The organism is Tolypothrix campylonemoides VB511288_2, assembly GCF_045999855.1.
GTDB classification, from domain to species: domain Bacteria; phylum Cyanobacteriota; class Cyanobacteriia; order Cyanobacteriales; family Nostocaceae; genus Scytonema; species Scytonema bouteillei_A.
Genome location: NZ_JBFPMW010000011.1, coordinates 257,501 through 276,749 on the forward strand (window position 1 = coordinate 257,501; position 19,249 = coordinate 276,749).

General features: G+C 41.8%; 16 protein-coding genes and 1 tRNA gene (1 of these 17 only partly in view). 11 read left to right on the forward strand and 6 right to left on the reverse strand.

Going from position 1 to position 19,249, the window contains the following annotated elements; genetic code table 11:
- Window positions 1–667, forward strand: the 3' portion of a protein-coding gene (locus tag AB0756_RS28455) for a hypothetical protein (RefSeq protein ID WP_038079215.1). The gene continues 245 nt to the left of window position 1, outside the view; only the last 667 of its 912 coding nucleotides appear in the window; the start codon falls outside the window, past its left edge; the stop codon is at window positions 665–667.
- Window positions 668–669: 2 nt separating this feature from the next.
- Here AB0756_RS28455 and nadA read toward each other — a convergent pair whose 3' ends face one another.
- Window positions 670–1,644 (reverse strand): quinolinate synthase NadA, encoded by a 975-nt coding sequence (gene nadA / locus AB0756_RS28460; RefSeq protein ID WP_038079157.1) that lies wholly within the window; start codon window positions 1,642–1,644, stop codon window positions 670–672.
- A gap of 154 nt (window positions 1,645–1,798) precedes the next feature.
- Here nadA and AB0756_RS28465 point away from each other — a divergent pair, with 154 nt between their 5' ends.
- The 4 genes from AB0756_RS28465 (at window position 1,799) to AB0756_RS28480 (ending at window position 3,760) form a co-directional block, all read left to right on the forward strand.
- On the forward strand, window positions 1,799–2,728 hold the full coding sequence (locus AB0756_RS28465; protein WP_038079217.1) for a TIGR04168 family protein: 930 nt from the start codon (window positions 1,799–1,801) through the stop codon (window positions 2,726–2,728).
- A 71-nt stretch (window positions 2,729–2,799) separates the two neighbouring features.
- A tRNA-Ser gene (locus AB0756_RS28470) sits at window positions 2,800–2,884 on the forward strand.
- Between the two features lie 246 nt (window positions 2,885–3,130).
- On the forward strand, window positions 3,131–3,478 hold the full coding sequence (locus tag AB0756_RS28475; RefSeq protein WP_038079159.1) for a type II toxin-antitoxin system prevent-host-death family antitoxin: 348 nt from the start codon (window positions 3,131–3,133) through the stop codon (window positions 3,476–3,478).
- Window positions 3,479–3,517: 39 nt separating this feature from the next.
- Window positions 3,518–3,760, forward strand: a complete 243-nt coding sequence (locus AB0756_RS28480; RefSeq protein ID WP_237265864.1) for a type II toxin-antitoxin system RelE/ParE family toxin — start codon at window positions 3,518–3,520, stop codon at window positions 3,758–3,760.
- Between the two features lie 840 nt (window positions 3,761–4,600).
- On the opposite strand, the gene AB0756_RS28485 is transcribed toward AB0756_RS28480, so the two are convergent.
- The gene (locus AB0756_RS28485; protein ID WP_038079160.1) at window positions 4,601–5,143 is read right to left on the reverse strand and encodes a helix-turn-helix domain-containing protein; all 543 of its coding nucleotides are present in this window, start codon (window positions 5,141–5,143) and stop codon (window positions 4,601–4,603) included.
- A gap of 658 nt (window positions 5,144–5,801) precedes the next feature.
- Between AB0756_RS28485 and AB0756_RS28490 the strand changes: the two genes are divergently transcribed.
- Window positions 5,802–8,102, forward strand: coding sequence for a DEAD/DEAH box helicase (locus AB0756_RS28490; RefSeq protein WP_038079162.1), 2,301 nt, complete (start codon window positions 5,802–5,804; stop codon window positions 8,100–8,102).
- 67 nt (window positions 8,103–8,169) lie between these two features.
- On the opposite strand, the gene AB0756_RS28495 is transcribed toward AB0756_RS28490, so the two are convergent.
- Both AB0756_RS28495 and AB0756_RS28500 read right to left on the reverse strand, forming a co-directional pair.
- Entirely contained in the window at window positions 8,170–9,078 is a 909-nt protein-coding gene (locus AB0756_RS28495) for a S1 RNA-binding domain-containing protein (RefSeq protein ID WP_038079165.1), read from the reverse strand.
- Window positions 9,079–9,187: 109 nt separating this feature from the next.
- On the reverse strand, window positions 9,188–9,937 hold the full coding sequence (locus AB0756_RS28500) for a dienelactone hydrolase family protein (protein ID WP_038079168.1): 750 nt from the start codon (window positions 9,935–9,937) through the stop codon (window positions 9,188–9,190).
- Window positions 9,938–10,139: 202 nt separating this feature from the next.
- Between AB0756_RS28500 and AB0756_RS28505 the strand changes: the two genes are divergently transcribed.
- Window positions 10,140–11,126 (forward strand): GntR family transcriptional regulator, encoded by a 987-nt coding sequence (locus tag AB0756_RS28505; protein WP_038079171.1) that lies wholly within the window; start codon window positions 10,140–10,142, stop codon window positions 11,124–11,126.
- Window positions 11,127–11,631: 505 nt separating this feature from the next.
- On the opposite strand, the gene AB0756_RS28510 is transcribed toward AB0756_RS28505, so the two are convergent.
- The gene (locus tag AB0756_RS28510) at window positions 11,632–13,704 is read right to left on the reverse strand and encodes an AAA family ATPase (protein ID WP_038079174.1); all 2,073 of its coding nucleotides are present in this window, start codon (window positions 13,702–13,704) and stop codon (window positions 11,632–11,634) included.
- Window positions 13,701–13,874 carry a hypothetical protein gene (locus AB0756_RS28515; protein ID WP_017750052.1) on the reverse strand — a complete coding sequence of 58 codons (174 nt, stop codon included), beginning with the start codon at window positions 13,872–13,874 and terminating at the stop codon, window positions 13,701–13,703. The genes AB0756_RS28510 and AB0756_RS28515 overlap by 4 nt, the downstream gene beginning before the upstream one ends.
- Before the next feature lie 459 nt (window positions 13,875–14,333).
- Between AB0756_RS28515 and AB0756_RS28520 the strand changes: the two genes are divergently transcribed.
- From AB0756_RS28520 to AB0756_RS28535, 4 genes are all read left to right on the forward strand, one after another.
- Complete coding sequence (locus AB0756_RS28520) at window positions 14,334–15,404, forward strand: zinc-dependent dehydrogenase (RefSeq protein ID WP_038079176.1); 1,071 nt, start codon at window positions 14,334–14,336, stop codon at window positions 15,402–15,404.
- A 97-nt stretch (window positions 15,405–15,501) separates the two neighbouring features.
- Window positions 15,502–16,767 (forward strand): inorganic phosphate transporter, encoded by a 1,266-nt coding sequence (locus AB0756_RS28525; protein ID WP_202048603.1) that lies wholly within the window; start codon window positions 15,502–15,504, stop codon window positions 16,765–16,767.
- Window positions 16,768–16,781: 14 nt separating this feature from the next.
- Complete coding sequence (locus AB0756_RS28530; protein ID WP_272899731.1) at window positions 16,782–16,916, forward strand: hypothetical protein; 135 nt, start codon at window positions 16,782–16,784, stop codon at window positions 16,914–16,916.
- 70 nt (window positions 16,917–16,986) lie between these two features.
- Window positions 16,987–18,900 carry an EamA family transporter gene (locus tag AB0756_RS28535; protein ID WP_038079179.1) on the forward strand — a complete coding sequence of 638 codons (1,914 nt, stop codon included), beginning with the start codon at window positions 16,987–16,989 and terminating at the stop codon, window positions 18,898–18,900.
- Window positions 18,901–19,249: the final 349 nt, after the last annotated feature.

Genomic DNA, 19,249 nt, shown 5'->3' on the forward strand with positions numbered 1-19,249 from the left:
AAATAGTCGTATTGTTCGGGAACAGCAATTGCTGTGGCTAGAGGAAATTAGTCGTGACCCTGAGAATCAATTGCTTTGGTCACAGGAAATTACGTTAGTTCAACCGAATATTTTTGAGCAGTTGGTAAAAGATTTTAAAGAGCGAAAGAAAGAACAAGGCAAAGCAGTTCTCCCTACCTCTCAATCTTCTCGTCTTGTCGTAGTTAATAAAAAGAACAAATTCAGAAACGCTTCTGCCAAAAGATTGTTAGGAGGCGCTAGCTGTGTCGTGTTTTTACTGTCTCTCGGTTGGGTCGGTTATACTTCGTTAGGCAATAAATCGAAAAATGCCGATCGCGCCGAAACACTGAATTCAATAGTTTCAGGAATAACAAATCAAAGTAATTTTCCCAATCAACCGACTACTAGCAGTCGAGCTGCTTCTACGTCATCTGAAGATCCCTTTTCAGCAGCAGTGCGGATTGCCAATCAAGCTTCTGCAACTGGTAAGACAGCTCAAACCTCAGTACAATGGTTAGACTTGGCGGCTCGATGGCAACGAGCATCAGAATTAATGAAATCTGTACCACCCAACCACAGCCGTTATGAGGAAGCTCAAATCCGTACAAAACTATACAAAAAATATAGTGAAGCTGCTGAAAAAGAATCTAAGAAAAAACCTTCTTAGCTTTAAGCGCTCATCTCTAGCATCCTCTGAATGGGTTTTAATGCAGCTACACGAGTATGCTCTGGTAAAGTAATTTCCGGAGTTCGATTTTTCATTACCCAGTATAGCTTCTCTAAGGTATTTAACCGCATAAAGGGACACTCATTACAAGCACAGTTGTTTATCGGAGGTGCGGGTATAAAACGTTTGTAAGGCGTTTGTTTTTGCATTTGATGAATGATACCCGGTTCCGTAGCAACAATAAATTCTTGAGATGGGCTTTCCGCACAATATTTGAGTAATGCTGCTGTCGAACCAATAAAGGTGGCATGGCGCAATACACTGGTTTCACATTCAGGGTGAGCGATCGCTTCTGCTTCTGGGTGAGCAATTTTTAGCTGCACTATTTTCTTTTCAGAAAAAGTTTCATGAACAACACAACTTCCATCCCACAATACCAAATCTCGTCCCGTTTGTTCCATCACATACCGCCCTAAATTTTTATCTGGCGCAAATATAATGGGCTGTTCTTTTGGTATTTGTTGAACAATTTTAACAGCGTTGGAACTGGTGCAGATAATATCGCTCAGTGCTTTAATGTCAGCAGAGCAATTGATGTAAGAAACTACTATATGGTCTGGGTGTAAGGCTTTAAAAGCGGCAAATGCTTCTCTTGGACAACTATCAGCCAAAGAACAGCCTGCATTGAGATCCGGTAAAAGTACCAATTTATCTGGATTGAGAATCTTTGCCGTTTCTGCCATAAAGTGGACACCAGCAAAGACGATCGCATCCGCCTGGGTGTTGGCTGCGGCTTTGGCAAGTTGGAGCGAATCTCCTATATAGTCTGCAATATCTTGAATATCGGGTTCTTGATAGTAATGTGCCAGGACAATCGCGTTGAGTTCTTTTTTAAGACTCTCGATGGCTGCAAATAAATCTAGAGGTAGATCGCCCTGTTCCGTTTTTCCACGTTGAGCTAATGCGGTAGTAAACACAGTTAGGTTGTATTAGATTTGCAAATTTTTGTATCGTGGATTCAATTATAGTAGTTTTTACCAAAAATAGCTGGAGGGTAACCCTCCTTCCTTGGAGTTGTGTCAAAACCCCATAAGTTTCCTATGCTAAAAACAGATATGCTTGGAAAGTGGCATGACCAGTCAGACAACAAACTCAAAAACGATAAAAATTGCTGTAGTAGGAGACGTTCACGACCAATGGGAAGAAGAAGATGGCATTGCACTCAAGCATTTGGGCGTTGACCTAGTGCTATTTGTTGGTGATTTTGGCAATGAATCGGTAGACGTAGTGAAAGCGATCGCATCCCTCGACATACCCAAAGCAGCAGTCATGGGAAACCACGATGCATGGTACACAGCCACCGAATGGGGACGAAAGAAGTGTCCTTACGATCGCACGAAGGAAAACTGGGTACAGCAACAACTCGATTTGTTAGGTGAAACCCAAGTTGGGTACGGGAAGTTAGATTTTCCCAACTGGAATTTAACCGTTGTTGGTGGTCGTCCCTTTAGCTGGGGTGGACCTGAGTGGAAATATGCCGATTTCTACCAACAATGGTTTGGAGTAACCAGTTTTGAAGATTCCACAGCCCGCATTGTCGCTGCGGCAAAAAGTGCGGCTTATGAGAATATCATTTTTATCGGTCATAACGGACCGATAGGACTGGGCGAACGTCCGGAAGACCCCTGTGGTAAAGATTGGCATCCCATAGGAGGTGACTTTGGTGACCCCGATTTGGCAGAAGCGATCGCGCAGTCAATGATTGCTGGTAAAACCATTCCCCTGGTCACATTTGGTCACATGCACCACACCCTGCGGCACACCAAAAAAGAACCGAGAAAACGTGTTTTCACCAGTCCAGAGGGCGTTGTTTACTTAAATGCCGCCAGTGTACCCAGAATTGTGGAAACTAACGAGGGCAAGCAACGTAACTTCTCAATTGTTCTGTTAGAAAGCGGTTCCGTCTCCCAAGCCTCCCTTGTTTGGGTTGGCAAAGATTTCTCTGTTGCCTCAGAAGAAATTCTTTATAAAAAACCCAGCCCAGTGGTGCAAACTGCGTGAGAATGAGATATACTTATTAACTGGTCAGCAAATATCGCTGACAGCTGACAGCGAATAGCTGCAGCTTTACTGGAGAGGTGGCAGAGTGGTCGATTGCGTCCGACTTGAAATCGGATGATGCGAAAGCATCCGGGAGTTCGAATCTCCCCCTCTCCGTTTTTGGAGATCGAGCAAAAAACAACGTAATTAGAACTTACGCGTAGCTACCCTTTTTAAGGAGTGGGTTGGATCTGCAATATGTAAAATACCCAAAATCCCATTGAGGTTGCGTAAAGTAATAAACGGAATGCTAGATTTATGAAGCGGGTGCTTGCATTACAAATATCCATTAAAAGCTAAAATATAAACCATTTTGGAGGTAGCATTTAATAAAATGCTTCATAAAGTGCTTTATTTGATGCTATGGCAATCAAGATTAATCTCGAAAATATTCAAACTCTTACCGACTTCAAGCGAAACGCCAAGGACTATGTAGAGCGGATAAAAGCAACAAAGTCGCCACTGGTGTTAACGGTCAATGGCAAAGCTGAGGTTGTGGTGCATGAGGCACAAGCTTTCCAGGAAATGATGGATCGGCTTGAGCACGTTGAGGAAGAACTTCGAGCATTAAAGCTCGAGGCATTACGGCATGAGGTTGAAATTGGAATTGAACAACTTGAGAACGGTCAGTATACCGAATACGACGAAGACTCACTTTCAACTTTGTTTGAGGATATTAAAGCACGAGGACGAAAAAGGTTGGCAAAGTAGAGACGCTTCATGAGTCGGTATAGGATTTCTACTCAAGCAATGCAGGACCTTGAAAACATCTGGAATTATGTTGCTAAATACAGCCCACAGGTTGCCGATAATCTTTTTGACAAGCTGCGAGAAAAGTTTCCAAAACTCGCTAAATTTCCCCAATTGGGACAACAACGCTTTAACCTAGCTCCTTCCCTACGGAGTTTTCCAGTAGAAGTTACCTCATTTTTTACCGTCCCACAGACAAAGGGATTGAGATTGTGCGTATTCTTCGTGGATCGCAGAACATAGAACGAATTTTTGGAGAAGTAGAGGATACAGAACAGGAAACCGGACAATAAATTAACAGACGAAATATCTCAACAATACGTATCGGCTCAGTGGCAATACGAACGGATTGAGGGGATTGGGCATTGGTTTATGCTCGAGCGATCGCAGCAAATCAATCAACTCTTATTGAATTGGCTGACAAAACATACCTAACAGTAAAGGGTTAGAAGCTGTAACTTAATTCCTCCCCACCTCTATTCACCGATAGTCATTCTTAGATAGATCTGATATAAGTTGGTCAACAAAACCCCTACGTGTTGTTTCAACAGCTGATTTGATGGAAGATGCAGCAAATATTGCAATATCTTATGGAATTTCTGCCTGTGATGCTTCTTACGTCGCCCTTTCACAGCAGGTTAATGCTACGTTAGTAACTTTAGACTAGTGCTTGGTAAGAGCTTTAGCTGCGACATCTTACAATGTTTGTTCGTTCAATGACTTTGAGATTGCGCCACTGCCGTAAACGGAATACTTGACAGATGTAACAGATGGCTATTCCGATCGACCTTACAAATCCATCCGTTATATCTGCTACCTAATTCGTTACTATATTTGCGTTTTTACATGGGTTTTACAAAAACGAACTTTTGACAAAATGAAGTGTGTTTAACAAGCTTGAGTCGAAAATCATAGCTAAGAGCGAAAAATATGTGGAACTTTGATACCTGAAAAACATCTAGATAATACAGAGCGATCGCTGGAAGTGTAAAGTTCACCAACTTGAAAACAGAAGGAAACTCATAGTTCGGTGAGATTAAATCCAAGCAAGCTTTTTTCCATCCAAAATCTAAAATATTCCCATCAATTGCAATCCATCAAACCAATGACTGATTGAAATTCGGCATCAACTTTCTCAGCTTCCCGAACTTCCATCAGTTGACTTTCCAAGAATTCATTAATTTCTGCAACCACTATACAATGTTGCAACTTCACTCCTAGAGCATCTGCAACCTCAATTATGGTATCAAAACTAGCGTTTTGATAATCTTGTTTTTCATATTCTTTGATGTGCTCTTCCGTTAAATGAGTCAGTGCTGCTAGTTCTTTCTCTGTAATTTTTTTGGCAATTCTCACCTTAATTAAAATTTCTCCAATTTCATCGATGTTAAGGTTAACATTTTGTAGAACCAGAGACTTTTCGGGATTGTGATTTTTCAGATTTTTATATTCTGCTATTTCTGTATGAAGATTTTTAATATGAGCATAGTAAGAATCTATTAACAGTTGCCAACCCTCTGGATCTTTACGCCTTTTTTCTTCATTCTGATACAAATTCATAATAGCTTGATGGAATTTTTCAATCCAAGATTTTGTGACCATCAATTGATAATCGTTCTTAATCATTTCCCCTCTCCAAAAAATTTGTCATTGTGATGCGTGCTCTATTTTGTTCTCTGTTCATTAATTCAGCAGACAAGATAAAGTGTTTAGATATGCAGAATCCTACGTCTCTACTTGGTAAAAGTTGTGACGCAAAAGCATTTATTTTGATGCAAATCAACTAGATGAACCGCAGTTTTTTAGTTGAGTTGCACCTCAATTTTCTCTATAAAGAAGTATGTTTCAGGATATTTTCGCCCTTCGTGAAAACGGCTTTGAGATTCTGTCCTCACCCGTGTCGAAGAGCGGAAGCCCGCTACGTAGAACATGGAGATGACTGTGAAGGTTTTTCACTGAGTAAATCATAATAACATGCAAAGACTCCAAAACCAACTTTTTCGGGGCAGTTGCTACAACTGGTTCAGTAAGAGTATCACTTCTTTAGACGCAATCTTAAGAGGAGATCGATTGGGGATTGTGCAACATTAGCGATTGGCACAAACTCCACTGCTTGTAAAATAAATTTATACAAATTTCTTATTTAATTTAGTACATACACTGGATTGTTTAATAAAAGACGATCCGTAACCTTCCTGTATTAAAAAATAAGTTACCTGTGATAGCTTGCTAAATATTCAGGGTGCCGCCATGTCCAAAAAATAACGATACAGGCAGGTACTCAATGGCAGTTGCTAACGAAGAACAAATTAGCAAATTTATTACTACCGAACCGCTAAAAGCCAGTCATGAAGCAGGTGAACAAAAAGTTTGGGACTCTATCAAAAATGCTTTTTCCGACAGACAATGCATAGCTTACTGGCGTTATCCCATTTTCTCCAAGGTGGGCAAGATTCGTAAAGAACCCGATATTCTGATTGCCGATCGCGAGTTTGGTTTATGGATCGTTGAAATACTGTCCGTCACAATCGACCAAATTGCTGGTATTAATGACGGGATCTGGCAATTGCAGAACTTTCACATTACAGAAGCCAACCCCTATCAACAAGCAGAACATCAATTACGGACTTTGATTGCGTACTGCGATCGCGATGCTCGTCTTATGTCTGATTCGGCTTTGCCAGAGCCCTCTTACTCCGTTGGAGACAATCCAAATCGGGAGGAGGCATACACAGATAATAATAAAGCAGCTATTGGGCATAAGGTTAAAGGACGAGTTCTTGTTGCACTTCCCCTGATTACCCAAGAACAATGGCAACAAAGAGGCTTTGACCAAATACCCAACTGTCCTCCTTTGATTTTTCAAGACCAATTAAGCAAAGTCAGTTGTGTGGAACGAATTCAACACATCTGTGCTGTCGTTCCTGGAGAAAACTTAGAGGATCGAGACTGGGAATTACTACTGTCAGTGGTTAGCGGTACGCCAATCCTTCGCAAAGAAGCGGATCGCACGACATCTGCAATCGCCCTTGGCGCAAGCCGTACCCGGCTTATCGCAGACAACAGCCGCGCCAGGGTTATGGAAAATTTGGGGCAAAAGCTATACGAAATTGATTTGCAACAAGAGCATATTGGCAAAGAAATACCTCCCGGTCCTCAAAGAATTAGAGGTATTGCAGGCTCAGGCAAAACAGTACTGTTGTGTCAGAAAGCAGCTCACATGCACCTCAAGCATCCAGACTGGGACATTGCCATTGTGTTTTTCACTCGCTCTTTGTATGACTTAATCGCCGAGCTATTGGATCGATGGATTCGCCGCTTCAGTGGTGGTGAGTTAACTTACGATCCAAAAACCAATCACAAACTGCGTGTCCTTCATGCTTGGGGCGCAAAAGATCATCCCGGCTTGTATGGGACAATTTGCGAGTCCCACGGTAAAAAACGCAAGAAAGTTGCAGATACAAAAGAAAGACAACCCAATCGAGGTTTAGCAGACCTGTGCAAACGGCTGCAAGAAGAAATCATCATTCAACCAATGTTTGATGCTATCTTAATTGATGAGGGCCAAGATTTAGTATCAGAAGCAGATCTCAAATTTGATGACAAACAAGCAATTTACTGGTTGGCTTATCAGGCATTGCGACCCGTAAATGAAGAAAACCCAGAAGAACGCCGCCTCATTTGGGCTTATGATGAAGCACAAAGCTTAGATAATATCGCAGTTCCAAAGGCAAAAGAAGTTTTTGGGGAGAAATTGAGCAATATTTTGAGCAAACAACCGCAATACTCTGGCGGTATAAAACGTTCTGAAGTTATGCGTCGCTGTTACCGCACTCCGGGACCCATTCTTACTGCGGCTCATGCTATCGGTATGGGTTTGCTACGCCCCCAAGGAATGCTTGCAGGTATTACCAACAGGGACGATTGGAACAAAATTGGTTATGAAGTCAAAGGAGACTTTCGCCGGATTGGCAAGCCAATCACCGTGCATCGACCAATAGAATATTCACCCAATCCTATTCCCGAACTTTGGGGCAAACCTGTTTTAGAATTTCAAACTTACAGTTCTCGTCGAGAAGAATTGCAAGCGCTAGCGGATAACATCATGCACAACATCATGTTTGATGGTCTCAATCCCAGCCGTGATATTTTAGTCGTGGTTTTAGGCTCTACTTCTGAGGCGGTGGAATTGGAAGTTGATGTCGCTGGTTTTTTATTAGACCACAGTATTGATGTTTATATCCCTACAGCTTTAAACTTAAATGATTTGACTCCCCAATGGCCCAATTGTGACCCAGATAAATTCTGGCATGAGGGAGGGGTAACGGTGTCTCGCACCAACCGTGCTAAGGGACACGAAGCGGATATGGTCTACGTAGTTGGCTTCGATAATGTGGCTCGCAATGAAAGTAATGTCAATTACCGCAACCAGTTATTTGTAGGTTTAACCAGAGCAAGAGGTTGGGCTAGTCTGAGTGGTGTAGGCAATTACCCAATGTATGATGAGATGCGGCAAGTGATTTCCAGTGGCGACACTTTCACATTCACTTACAAGCGTCCGCCAAAGCGCGATATCGGGGATTAAGGATAGTTGTTTGTTAGTGGTTAGTGGTTAATTGGTGTACTAACAACTACCCACTAACAACTAATCACTAACTCTCACTTGAAAGCTTGTTTCTCGCTCGTTCAGCACGGGCTTCAGCCGATGCCATGACATCTTCCATATTTTCCAAAACTTCGCCTGGGAAATTTTCCAAAACTCTAGTAGAGAGAGCTACTCGACCTTTCCCTTCATCTAAATCTAAGATCGCAGCTTTTATGGGTTGACCAATTTGAAATACATTTTCCAGATTCTCAATAAATTTCTGGCTGACTTGCTTGATGTGGAGCAAAGCACTTGTTCCATCTAAATCTACAAACACCCCAAAAGGTTTGATCCCCGTTACTTTTCCTTCTACCAATTGACCAACTTCTAACGTACTGAAGTTAGCAGAACGTGCTGCTACGCGTTGTGAAAGTATTAGTTTATTGGTGCTGCGGTTCACTTCCAAAAAGCCAGCACTTAAGGTTTGTCCTTTGAGTGCTTCTAAATTATCCCGCTCGGTAAGGTGCGATCGCGGAATAAATCCTCGCAAACCTTGAACATCAACGGTAACGCCACCTTTATTGACATTATTTACCCGTACCTGGACTGTTTGGGAATTTTCCTGCATCTGCGCCAATCGGTCCCAAATATGCCTAATTTCCAGTTGCTTTCGCGATAAGGTGACTTGACCTTCTGCGTCCTGGTCGCGAATAATTAAGAATTCTTGCTCTTCATTTAATAGCAGTACCTCCGATAAATCAGTAACTGCTCTCAAAGAAGCCTCATCGCGGGGAATATAAGCTGACGATTTGCCACCAATATCGACGTAGGCTCCATCTGGATCGATTTGGAAAACTTTGCCGTGTACCACCTGTCCTTTTTGAAACTGGTAGTCGTGTTTTTCCAGTGCCTTGGCAAAATCGTCCATTGTAAAAGACGAATCGGCTTTTTGAGAAATTTTCGCGTCGGAGTTCATGACTTATAAAGACTCATTGTTAATTGCTAACAGCTAATGGCTAATTGCTAACTGTTTTTTCTATTAGCCATTAGCTATTAGCCGTTGTTCAAACGGCTGTTTTTCCTGCCTAGGGGCTTAGTTGCTCCTGAAACAGTTGTTTCACTTGCTCCCAAGCATTGGCTGCAGCTATTGAATTATAGCTGGCACGTTGGTCGCAGAAAAATCCGTGGTCAGCTCCATCGTAGCGAAACACGCGATGGGGAATTTTGTATTTTTCTAACTCTGCTTCAATTTTGTTTACGTGTTCTACTGGTATGCTGGCGTCTTCCATGCCAAAGAAGGCGTAAAGAGTGCCTTTGATTTCTGGGGTAAGAGTTATGGTAGGGTTCCCTCCCCCTGGTGTACGGGTGGGGATACCAGCACCGTAGAAAGAAGCTGTAGCCTTAATATCAGGTAAGGTTGCTGCTAAGTAGGCGACATGACCCCCATAACAAAAACCCATACAGCCAAAACTATCCTTGTTCGCTTCATCGACGGTTTTTAGATAGTCAACGGTTGCTTGAATATCAGCCAACAGTTGTGGTGCGGTTGTTTGCTCCCAAGCGTACTTTTTACCTACCTCTATATCTTGTGGGGTGTAGCCCGTCTCAAATCCAGGGGCAATTCTTTGAAATAAAGCTGGTGCAATTGCTATATAACCTTCTTTAGCTATTCGTTCTGTAACGTCCCGAATGTGGGAATTGATTCCGAATATTTCTTGTAATACTACCACTCCTGGGTAAGAACCTGGCTCCAAAGGCTTTGCTAGGTACGCATCGATTTGTACGTTATCTTGCTGAATTTTAATTGTTGTGGTAATAAGCGATCGCTCTGCCATAATAGTTTTTACCAGTACTGTGTGAGTATAGAGATATCGCTCTGGGCTGGAGCGTAGGGTTATCCCCGATCAATTATCAACCACCAGTCGCAACTGCACCAGAAATTTCTAATAGAGAAATTGAATCTATAAGTAATATATTTAACGATTGGCAGAACGCAGCTGGTCTTATGCAGCCACCACCACATAGGAGACTTTGTTGATGCTTCAATTCCGAATCCAACCAGACAGTGAAATACCCGCCTCCAACCAGCTGTTTAACCAAATTCGGTTTGCGATCGCATCTCGCCAATATCCACCCGGATACAAATTACCGAGTACGCGGGCGTTGGCAATGCAGACGGGGTTACATCGCAATACAATTAGCAAGGTTTACCGCCAGTTAGAAGACGATGGGTTGGTAGAAAGCCTTGCTGGTTCGGGTATATATGTCCGCGCCCAAGGACATGAGGGGGGTAGCAGGCTGCAATCGCCGATTCTCAAACAGTATCCTCAAGCCAGCAAAGTTGTACAGCAAGCGCTTGATGAACTCCTCTCGCAAGGTTGTACGCTGAGTCAAGCACGCGAGTTATTTTTAGCAGAAATTGATTGGCGCTTGCGTTGTAGTGCGCGAGTGTTGGTTGCAGTACCATCTCGAGATATTGGTGCGGGAGAACTTATGGTCTATGAATTAGAACAAGCCCTTAAAATACCAGTGCAGTTAGTACCGATGGAAGAATTAGCTGCTGTTTTGGATCAAACTTCCTCTGCTACAGTTGTGACAAGTCGGTATTTTATTGGTGATGTAGAAATTATTGCAGCGCCTAAAGCCGTGCGCGTAATTCCCTTAGATATACACGACTACGCCAAGGAATACGCTTTGTTTAAAAGCCTTCCAAAAGATAGCTGTCTTGGCATAGTTAGCATGAGTTCTGGAATTTTGACTGCAATGGAAGTGATTCTTCACGGTTTGAGGGGGGATGAAATACTGATTATGACAGCGCAGCCAAAAGATACGTACAGATTGCAAGCAATGGTCAAAAGAGCACAAGTGGTTTTTAGTACGGATCAAGTGAGTTATTCAGCCGCCCAAGCAGCCTTGCAAGCTACTATGGATGATATTATTCGTCCGCCCAGGTTGATTTGTGGTGACAATTATATCGGCTCTAATTCCATTAACTTGCTGAAACGAGAGTTAGGTTTGGGTTAGGAAATTCCAAATCAAAAAATAGGGCTTACCATAGCCCCCCTTTTTAAGGCTATGCATGAGTCACATCTTTCTTTACAATCTTGTAACCCTTGCCTACACTCCATTCTGAACGCTGATATTTTCACCATGCTTGACAAAATGGTACTTATTCTTATCGTGAAAATTACATTTTTATTGAGAATGAATAACAAACGGATCGGGTTTAGAAAAAACGTGAGTGATTCCTCTGGTAAATGTTGAGAAAGATCCGGGTAATGGATAGCTTTTTAAGGGGGCGATGGCAGGATCTACAACGTGTGATACCAAATCCGTTTTTATAACCCCTCTTAGCCCCAGGGGGGCTCGCACATCCGATATAACAAAACTCTCTGCTCTTGGCTGGCTGTATACTGGAGCCTCTGGGTAAGCATTCTCAGGCTGAGCCACCGGATCGAGGTGAACGAGAGTTAGGTTTGGATTATTCTCAAATCCCCGACTTTACAGAAGTTGTCGGGGATCTAAAGCCTTATCCCCTACGATTCACTTCAAAAATCTCTGTATATTCAAACTCATTGGGGCTTTGTCTTACTAAAGGATATAGTTCCCCATCCAATTCAATATAATCCTGTTCGCAGTCAGGTTTAGAAGAGTAGTAAGTCAGTACATATTCTCTACCGATTCTGTCTGCCATTTCTTCTTCTACTTCACCTCGCCACTGTGTCTTGGTAGCTAATACAATCAACTGATTTGCCAATTTGGGAATTATCTTGGCAGTTTGTCTGCGAGAGATAACATCTAAACTCCCAAAAGGTGAGTCCATCACAATTGGAAAAGCGCTGCTATCAGGAAGCATCAGCATTTTCCTTTTTTCACTCCATTCCCTTACCCTATCGATAATGCTAGCAATAAACGATAAGCTTAAAATTTGATTTTCTCCTGTAGAAGCAGCAACCAGCATTTCTATACCAGCCGTCTTCTCTACTAACGTCAGTTCGTATTTCTCACTGATTTTGGGCATATAAGGTGTAAAGGAAATTTCGCTAAAAATTTCTTGTACCCGCTTTTCCAGTTGAAATCGGAATTGCTTCTCTTGACGTTCTCTAACTAAAGTTAACCTGTCTATAGCATCTTGAGTAGCCGTAATGCGTCGTTGTGTCAGAACTTGCTTGTCTTCGTTTAATTTCTGCTTGGCTACTTGCTTGACTGCGACTTCTAACTCTGTTTTAAAATTCGCAATTTTCTGCTGATTTGCTCCTTGCTCTAATATTAAATGTCTGATTTTTTCTTCAATTTCATCCAATCTCTTTTGTAAACTGCTAATTTCTTCATTGGCATCTTTTCTCAATCTTTCTTGAAGATTGTCTAATTCATTTTCAATTTGAGAGATTGTTTGTCTGAGTTGATTTATTCTTGCTTGCTCTCTATCGACTTCTTCCCAAAAGCGAGTTGCTTGTTTGTCAATTTCATCGACTTGTGCCAGCATACGAATTGCTGTCTCTTCTACCGCAGAGGAGCCAACTCTAGCCAATAATTTTTCTATATTCTCGTACCCTTGGCTACCCTTTCGGAATTTGGTCCCACAAATACATTGTTGAGAAAGCAATAAATCGCTGACAAATTCTTTGGAAATCCCAGAGGTTAATTCCCCTTTCTGTTTGAAAGCATGAACAATTTCTTGAAACTGTAATGCAATTCCAGGAAGTAAAACTGTGTAACCTCGTGCGGAGATAATTTTTTTAAGCGTGTCTCTAGAGTCTCTAAGAGTTTGTTGATTGAATGATTTCTGCTTTTCTAATTCTTGACGCCTGTCTTCTAATTCTTTAGCTGCACTCAGTTCTCTAAATCGGACACTGGTCTCTTTTCTAAAGGTTTCTTGATATTCTAGCTCTTGTTGAATTTCTAACTGTCTTTGATGAATGGTATCTAGTTCATTTTCTATTTTTTCTTGCTGTTTTAATAACTGTTTGATTTCTAAATCACCAATAGATTTTAACTCGCTTTCTAAACTTTTTTTGGCTTCGAGCAGATGTTTGATAGAGCGATTGATGACTTCAACGCCTAAAAAAATCTTTGTTGCTTCGGCAATTTCTGCTTTTTTGTCAGACCGAACTATCTTTTCAATCCGTTCGCCATCGAAGAAGAAATATTGATGTAAACTGGCGGGTAAAATTTGATTGATGATATCTTCTGGATTTTGGGTGGGAAAATTCCAGATACCATCAGCACTGGCAAATTGCAAATATAATTCGGTTTTTCCTGTATCAAAATCAGTTTCATTTTTATAGGCACGAAACTCTCTTTTGACTCGATAGCGTATGCCTTCATGTTCCCATGCTATCTCGACCCAGCACTCTATGGGTTGACCCGATTTTGCTTCGGCGATCGCACGCTTATTGACTAATTGTTCTGATGATGCAAAAGCGGCGCTAAATTTCTCATACAGTACCCAAGTAAATGCATTGAGCAAGCTTGTTTTTCCAGAACCATTATTCCCGTGAATGACGGTTGTGTTACGAGGATCTCCAACCGCGAGAACAATTTCTGGAGTCTTACCATAAAAAGAGCGAAAGTTACACAGTTTAATGGAAAGCAACTTCATCTGACAACTTCCTTCACAATTGCCAAAATGTCATCATTAATATGACTGTTAATTTTCTTATCCAATCGGCTTTTTTCCAGTTGCCATACACGCTCAATAATTTGCCGCACTTCTGGTGTTGCGCTGGTAATTGGTTCTTGAACGTAATCAATATTGAGTTCTTTCGCCATGTTGCTTTCAAAACAAAGTCGTCTGTATATTTTAACTGTTTGGTAGCTCTCTATCATCAGTGAAAGCCCGAGCAATAATTCTTTATCAAAATTTTAAAGATGCGTGGCTGTTGCACGAAAGTAGAAGTCGGGAGGTGGAGGACAGAAAGCCAAAGCTAAATTGAGTTCCTTGACAATGTTGCTTTTATAACAAAGCTGTCTGTATATTTTAACCATTTGTTAGCTAGTTACCGTCGGTGAAAGCGAGAGTAACAACTCAAACAGGTTTTCAGGGACTTTATCCCACCAAAAAAGAAACTTTTTTCTCCCCAAAAGCAGACAATCCCAGTACGGATTGGTTGCTATGCCACGGGTATAAAATGATAAGACCCAAGAACTACCAAAATTTAACCTGTACTTCACAGCACAAAATTACCGAAGAGTGTTACATCTAATATCGTTGAGCGGTGAAAAATTAAGGTGAAAGCACAGGTTTTTAGAGGAGTCAATCAGCTATCTTACGAAGAGATTCCTGTCCCTACACTGGAATCTGATGAAGTTCTGGTTCAAGTGCGAGTCGTGGGATTGTGTCAATCTGATATAAAAAAAATTCGTTATCCCCTGTACGAACCACCACGTATTTTTGGACACGAAACTGCAGGAACTATAGCATTAGTTGGTTCTGAAGTCACGGGCTGGCACATCGGGCAAAGGGTAGCAGTCATGCACCACATACCCTGTATGCGTTGCGCTTATTGCTTAAATGATAACTTTTCCATGTGCGATACTTACAAAAATATCTGTACTACGGCGGGGTTTGCACCTAGTGGGGGTGGTTTTGCTGAATATGTTAAAGTTCCCGGTCACATTGTCCGCAATGGTGGGTTAATTCCTATTCCCGATAATATCAGTTTTGAAGAAGCTAGTTTTGTAGAACCGACTAACTGCTGTCTCAAAGCAGTGAAGAAAGCCCAAATTGCTCCAGGACAAACAGTTTTAATCACTGGTGCTGGACCAATTGGGTTGATGTTTATCATGTTGGTGAAGTATTTTGGAGCAAAAGCGATCGCTACCGACTTGTTACCTTCGAGAATGGAAAAAGCGTTAAATGTGGGAGCCGAAGCAGCATTTGATGCTCGCGATCCTAATTTATCCGCAAAAATTCATGCCTTAACCAATGGTTTGGGCGTTGATGTCACCCTGCTAGCTGTCCCTAGTGAAAAAGCGTTTTTCCAATCCCTCGACTGTACCCGAAAAGGTGGCAAAATTCTCTTTTTCGCTGAATTCCCCGATGAGATAGAAATTCCCATCAATCCCAACCTTCTTTATAGAAGAGAGATAGATTTGATAGGTAGCTACAGCTCGTCATACCGGCTGCAAACTTTAGCAGCTGATATTGTCTTCAACAGACGCATTGACGTACAAGCTTTGATTAGCGATCGCATTCCCCTACAAGATTTATCAGCAGCTGTAGAAAGGGCGATCGCACCTACTCCGGAAACATACAAAATATTGATTTATCCCATAACAGGAGAAAAGGAGACAAAGTAGACAAGGAGGACAAGGAAGAATATGCTACCTTGTCTTCCCCCTCTCCCCGATCTCCCTTGTCTCCCCTCTCTCTCTTATCAACCAATTGGTAAATTGAATGCTGATAATCCTAGTCACAATTCTCGCCTTCTACCTAGCATGGAATTTAGGAGCAAATGATGTTGCTAACTCAATGGGAACATCGGTAGGTTCCAAAGCTGTAACTTTGAAACAAGCGCTTATAATTGCTGGGATCTTAGAATTTACAGGTGCAGTCATTTTTGGACGGGAAGTATCGCAAACTTTGGCAACAAAAATTGCCAATCCTGCTTTATTTGTCAATGCACCTCAAACATTAGTCATTGGAATGCTCGCAGTTCTTATATCTTGTGGTTTGTGGTTGCAAATAGCTACCTCACGGGGTTTACCTGTCTCTTCTTCTCATGCAACTGTAGGGGCGATCGCGGGATTTAGTTGGGTTGCTTTAGGAGCTAATTCGATTGATTGGTCAACAATTGGCAGAATTACTATCGGCTGGATTGTCACCCCAATTATTAGCGGTGCGATCGCAGCTTTATTCTACAGTCAAATTAAGCGTTGGATTTTAGAACAACCAAACCCATTAATACCCTTAAAGGAATGGATTCCTTGGTTGAGTGCAATTTTGTTAGGAGTCTTTGGCATTATTGTTCTACCATCAGTTACTCAACCGATAGCAAATTTTTTGATAATACAAGCTGGGTTTCAAATACCCGCACACGATATTTCTTTAGCCAGTGGTGCTTTAGCAGCTGTTGGTCTTACGTTTTACAGTTGGCGACAGTTGGAAGATACGACAAAGGGAGACAGTCAAAATTTCCGGTTTCAAAATCCTGTTGAACAATTATTCGCTAGATTTCAACTATTAAGTGCTTGTTTTGTAGCGTTTGCTCATGGCTCTAATGACGTCGGTAACGCAATAGCACCTTTAGCTGCAATTGTCTATATCAATCGTACTGGTACAGTACCCCTAAACGGTATTGATATTCCTTTATGGATTTTAATCATTGGTGGTTTTGGTATTGTTGCTGGCTTAGCTGTTTGGGGTAAAAAAGTAATTGCTACCATAGGTGAAAGCATTATTTCCCTACAACCGAGTAGTGGATTTTGTGCTGAACTAGCAACGGCTACAACCATTTTACTTGCGTCACGAATTGGGTTACCCGTGTCCACTTCTCATGCTCTTGTCGGTGGTGTTGTTGGTATTGGATTGGTAAAAGATGCAAAGTCAGTGCAATTTCAAACACTCCAAGGAATTGCAGCAGCGTGGCTGGTCACAGTTCCCCTCAGTGCAGGTATTTGTGCTCTTTTATTCGGCGCGATCGATTGGGTGAGCGGGCGCTAAACTAGGGACTGGAAATGAGAAAAGACGTACCCAATCACTCCACGCCAGTCTTTCGTTTCCAAGCAGAGCCTGAGAACAAGGATGAAAGTTGTAATATTAAGTTACCAAAGGTTAACAAAGTGAGAGAAGATTGGGTCGATCTCCGTTGACAGAACACGGCAAATAGTAGGAGTATAGCCCCGAAGTTGCTTGATACATAGATTATAAGGATAAAAGATAATGGGGCGATTTGAAAGAAGACCAGATAACTTGCGAGGAAAAGGAGACCCGTATGGCTCGGCGGAATCTGCTATACGAGCAATTACTGAGGAGTTGCAAATCATTCAACGTGGTGTTCTTAAGTCGCTGCAGGAGGACGTGAAGCGGTTGCAAGCAGATAAAGAGCGATTGACGAAAGATATTCAAGATCTGCAAGAAGAAAAAGGACAGCTCCTACAGGAGCAGGAAATCAGCCAGCAGCAAGCATTGATTCGTCAATTATCGCAGGTTTTAGCCAGCCACATATCGTTGCAACTCCAATCTTCTTTGGAAACGCTGGTAAATCAAGCAGTTCAGAATGCTTCGCAAACAGTTACCAGCCAAGAAACGACTGCAACACCAACTTCCAACACAACCGAGCAAAGCAATCCAAATACTTTCAAACTTCTTAACTCTTTGGATAATGCACTCATTAGCACATTTAATTCACTCCAACAAGATCTGAAAAACTATCAAAGCAGTCTTTCACAGCAGTTATCCCGGATGCACGATCAACAGAAGCAGGGAGAAACGATTTTAACAGAGTTGGTGGATCGCTTGCGCCAAGAATTACAAACAACATCTGGCGATACTGCACCTGTACTTCAAGAAACTGCTGCTTCTGACGATGAGCCAAGTCTTCCACAACCGCAAGTTTATGTTGAAGCTCCTACAAAGTTGCAGTTGGATGTAAATCCACCGCAAGAAACCGTATTCCCAACGTCTGCAATCTCGAATGAAAACTCTACAACTGAAGCAGTAACATCTTCAGAACCAGAGCCAGTGGAGCCTGCATCTCCTCCAAGCGTGACAAAAGCTTCTCCAGAAGAACCGACAGCACCAAAAGAATCTTTATTTCGGCAAATTGGCATTTCATCTTTGCCTGCAATTGGTATAGTCCTAATTGTATTGTCAACGGTGACGTCGTCGCTATACAACGTCGCCATCAAGGTCATTTTTAACCCTGGTTCCCAAATTTTTGGTGTTTTTGACGTGCAAAGTCTCTTATATCCAAATTTGGGAAATTCTCTCTTGCTTTTAATGTTGCGGATGCTTGTGGTTGTACCACTTATGATGCTTTTGGCACCTATTTTGCATCCACGAGTTTGGCATGATATACAATTCTTGCTTGACTCATTGGGCAAAAATTCAAATCATCCTACTGCAAAGCGGGCTTTCATTTTGGCGCTTGTAAGTGGGTGCTTTTTGTTTTTATCACAGTTATTTATTTACCTTGCAATAGGTCAAGTCCCTACTGGAATGGCGATCGCACTTTTCTTTGTGTATCCCGTTTTAAGTGGGTTATTTACCTGGGTACTTTTCCGGGATCGCTTGAGTTTGTTCAGTATCGGTGCTTTCGCGTCTATTGGTTTGGGGGAATTGTTGGTTTTGGTAGGCGCTGTCAGTATTGGTACGGGAAATCCATCCTTGGGAAGCATTGCGGCGATCGCTTCCGGAATTACTTTTGCTTTCTACATCGTCCTTTCACGTATATGTGCTACTAAAGTACATCCAGTAACGTTCACGCTTATCAACTTCGCCACAATGATGGTGCTGTCAGTTGTTGGTCTATTGTTACCTTTACCGACCGACTGGAGCCTTCAAATCAACCCTACTATCCTTCTCGAACTGGTCTTAAGTGCTTTTCTCTTGGGCGTTCTAACCCTCTGCATCTTCTTGTTAAATAATTTTGGCGTTCGTAAAATTGGCGCGTCACGCTCCGCTATTATTAGTGCTATTGTACCAGTTTTAACTGCCATTTTGGCTGGATTTATCATTCAAGAGACTTTGGGAATTGAGCAAGTTTTGGGAGTGTTACTCGTAACTTGCGGAACTGGCGCTCTCTGCCTTGAAAAAGTCAGAAATTTTATCAAACCTTCTAAGTCAACCAATTAATTTTCAAACTTAAAAGGCACAATTAAGCCTTACTTAAAATTACAAGAGTTCCTCATGCTGAGGAATATTGTTAGCAAATGAACGCAGGGTCAAACCCCACACCCCTCCTATTTTTTATCTATTTTTGCCAAGGCAATAAGACTTAGAAAGCTTACTGTGACTTAGCTTCAAGCAATTTACAATTTTTATAAGCGTTCATTTATGCATGAAGTAACATGGGACTGTAAGTAACATTTATGCAATAGTAAATATTATATTTCTTGACAAGAGTATAAAGATAATTGTAATCTATTAGACTTATTTTAATGATATTTATAAATTGTCATTTTGTATCTTCTCTAACATATCT

What these genes read in the sequence shown, in the direction of transcription:
- AB0756_RS28485 (WP_038079160.1), bottom strand. Translation starts at nt 5,143, where the DNA reads ATGATTAAGAACGATTATCAATTGATGGTCACAAAATCTTGGATTGAA.
- AB0756_RS28495 (WP_038079165.1), bottom strand. Translation starts at nt 9,078, where the DNA reads ATGAACTCCGACGCGAAAATTTCTCAAAAAGCCGATTCGTCTTTTACA.
- AB0756_RS28465 (WP_038079217.1), top strand. Translation starts at nt 1,799, where the DNA reads ATGACCAGTCAGACAACAAACTCAAAAACGATAAAAATTGCTGTAGTA.
- AB0756_RS28475 (WP_038079159.1), top strand. Translation starts at nt 3,131, where the DNA reads ATGGCAATCAAGATTAATCTCGAAAATATTCAAACTCTTACCGACTTC.
- AB0756_RS28530 (WP_272899731.1), top strand. Translation starts at nt 16,782, where the DNA reads ATGAGAAAAGACGTACCCAATCACTCCACGCCAGTCTTTCGTTTCCAA.
- AB0756_RS28500 (WP_038079168.1), bottom strand. Translation starts at nt 9,937, where the DNA reads ATGGCAGAGCGATCGCTTATTACCACAACAATTAAAATTCAGCAAGAT.
- AB0756_RS28490 (WP_038079162.1), top strand. Translation starts at nt 5,802, where the DNA reads ATGGCAGTTGCTAACGAAGAACAAATTAGCAAATTTATTACTACCGAA.
- AB0756_RS28515 (WP_017750052.1), bottom strand. Translation starts at nt 13,874, where the DNA reads ATGGCGAAAGAACTCAATATTGATTACGTTCAAGAACCAATTACCAGC.
- AB0756_RS28505 (WP_038079171.1), top strand. Translation starts at nt 10,140, where the DNA reads ATGCTTCAATTCCGAATCCAACCAGACAGTGAAATACCCGCCTCCAAC.
- AB0756_RS28510 (WP_038079174.1), bottom strand. Translation starts at nt 13,704, where the DNA reads ATGAAGTTGCTTTCCATTAAACTGTGTAACTTTCGCTCTTTTTATGGT.
- AB0756_RS28480 (WP_237265864.1), top strand. Translation starts at nt 3,518, where the DNA reads ATGCAGGACCTTGAAAACATCTGGAATTATGTTGCTAAATACAGCCCA.
- AB0756_RS28535 (WP_038079179.1), top strand. Translation starts at nt 16,987, where the DNA reads ATGGGGCGATTTGAAAGAAGACCAGATAACTTGCGAGGAAAAGGAGAC.
- AB0756_RS28525 (WP_202048603.1), top strand. Translation starts at nt 15,502, where the DNA reads ATGCTGATAATCCTAGTCACAATTCTCGCCTTCTACCTAGCATGGAAT.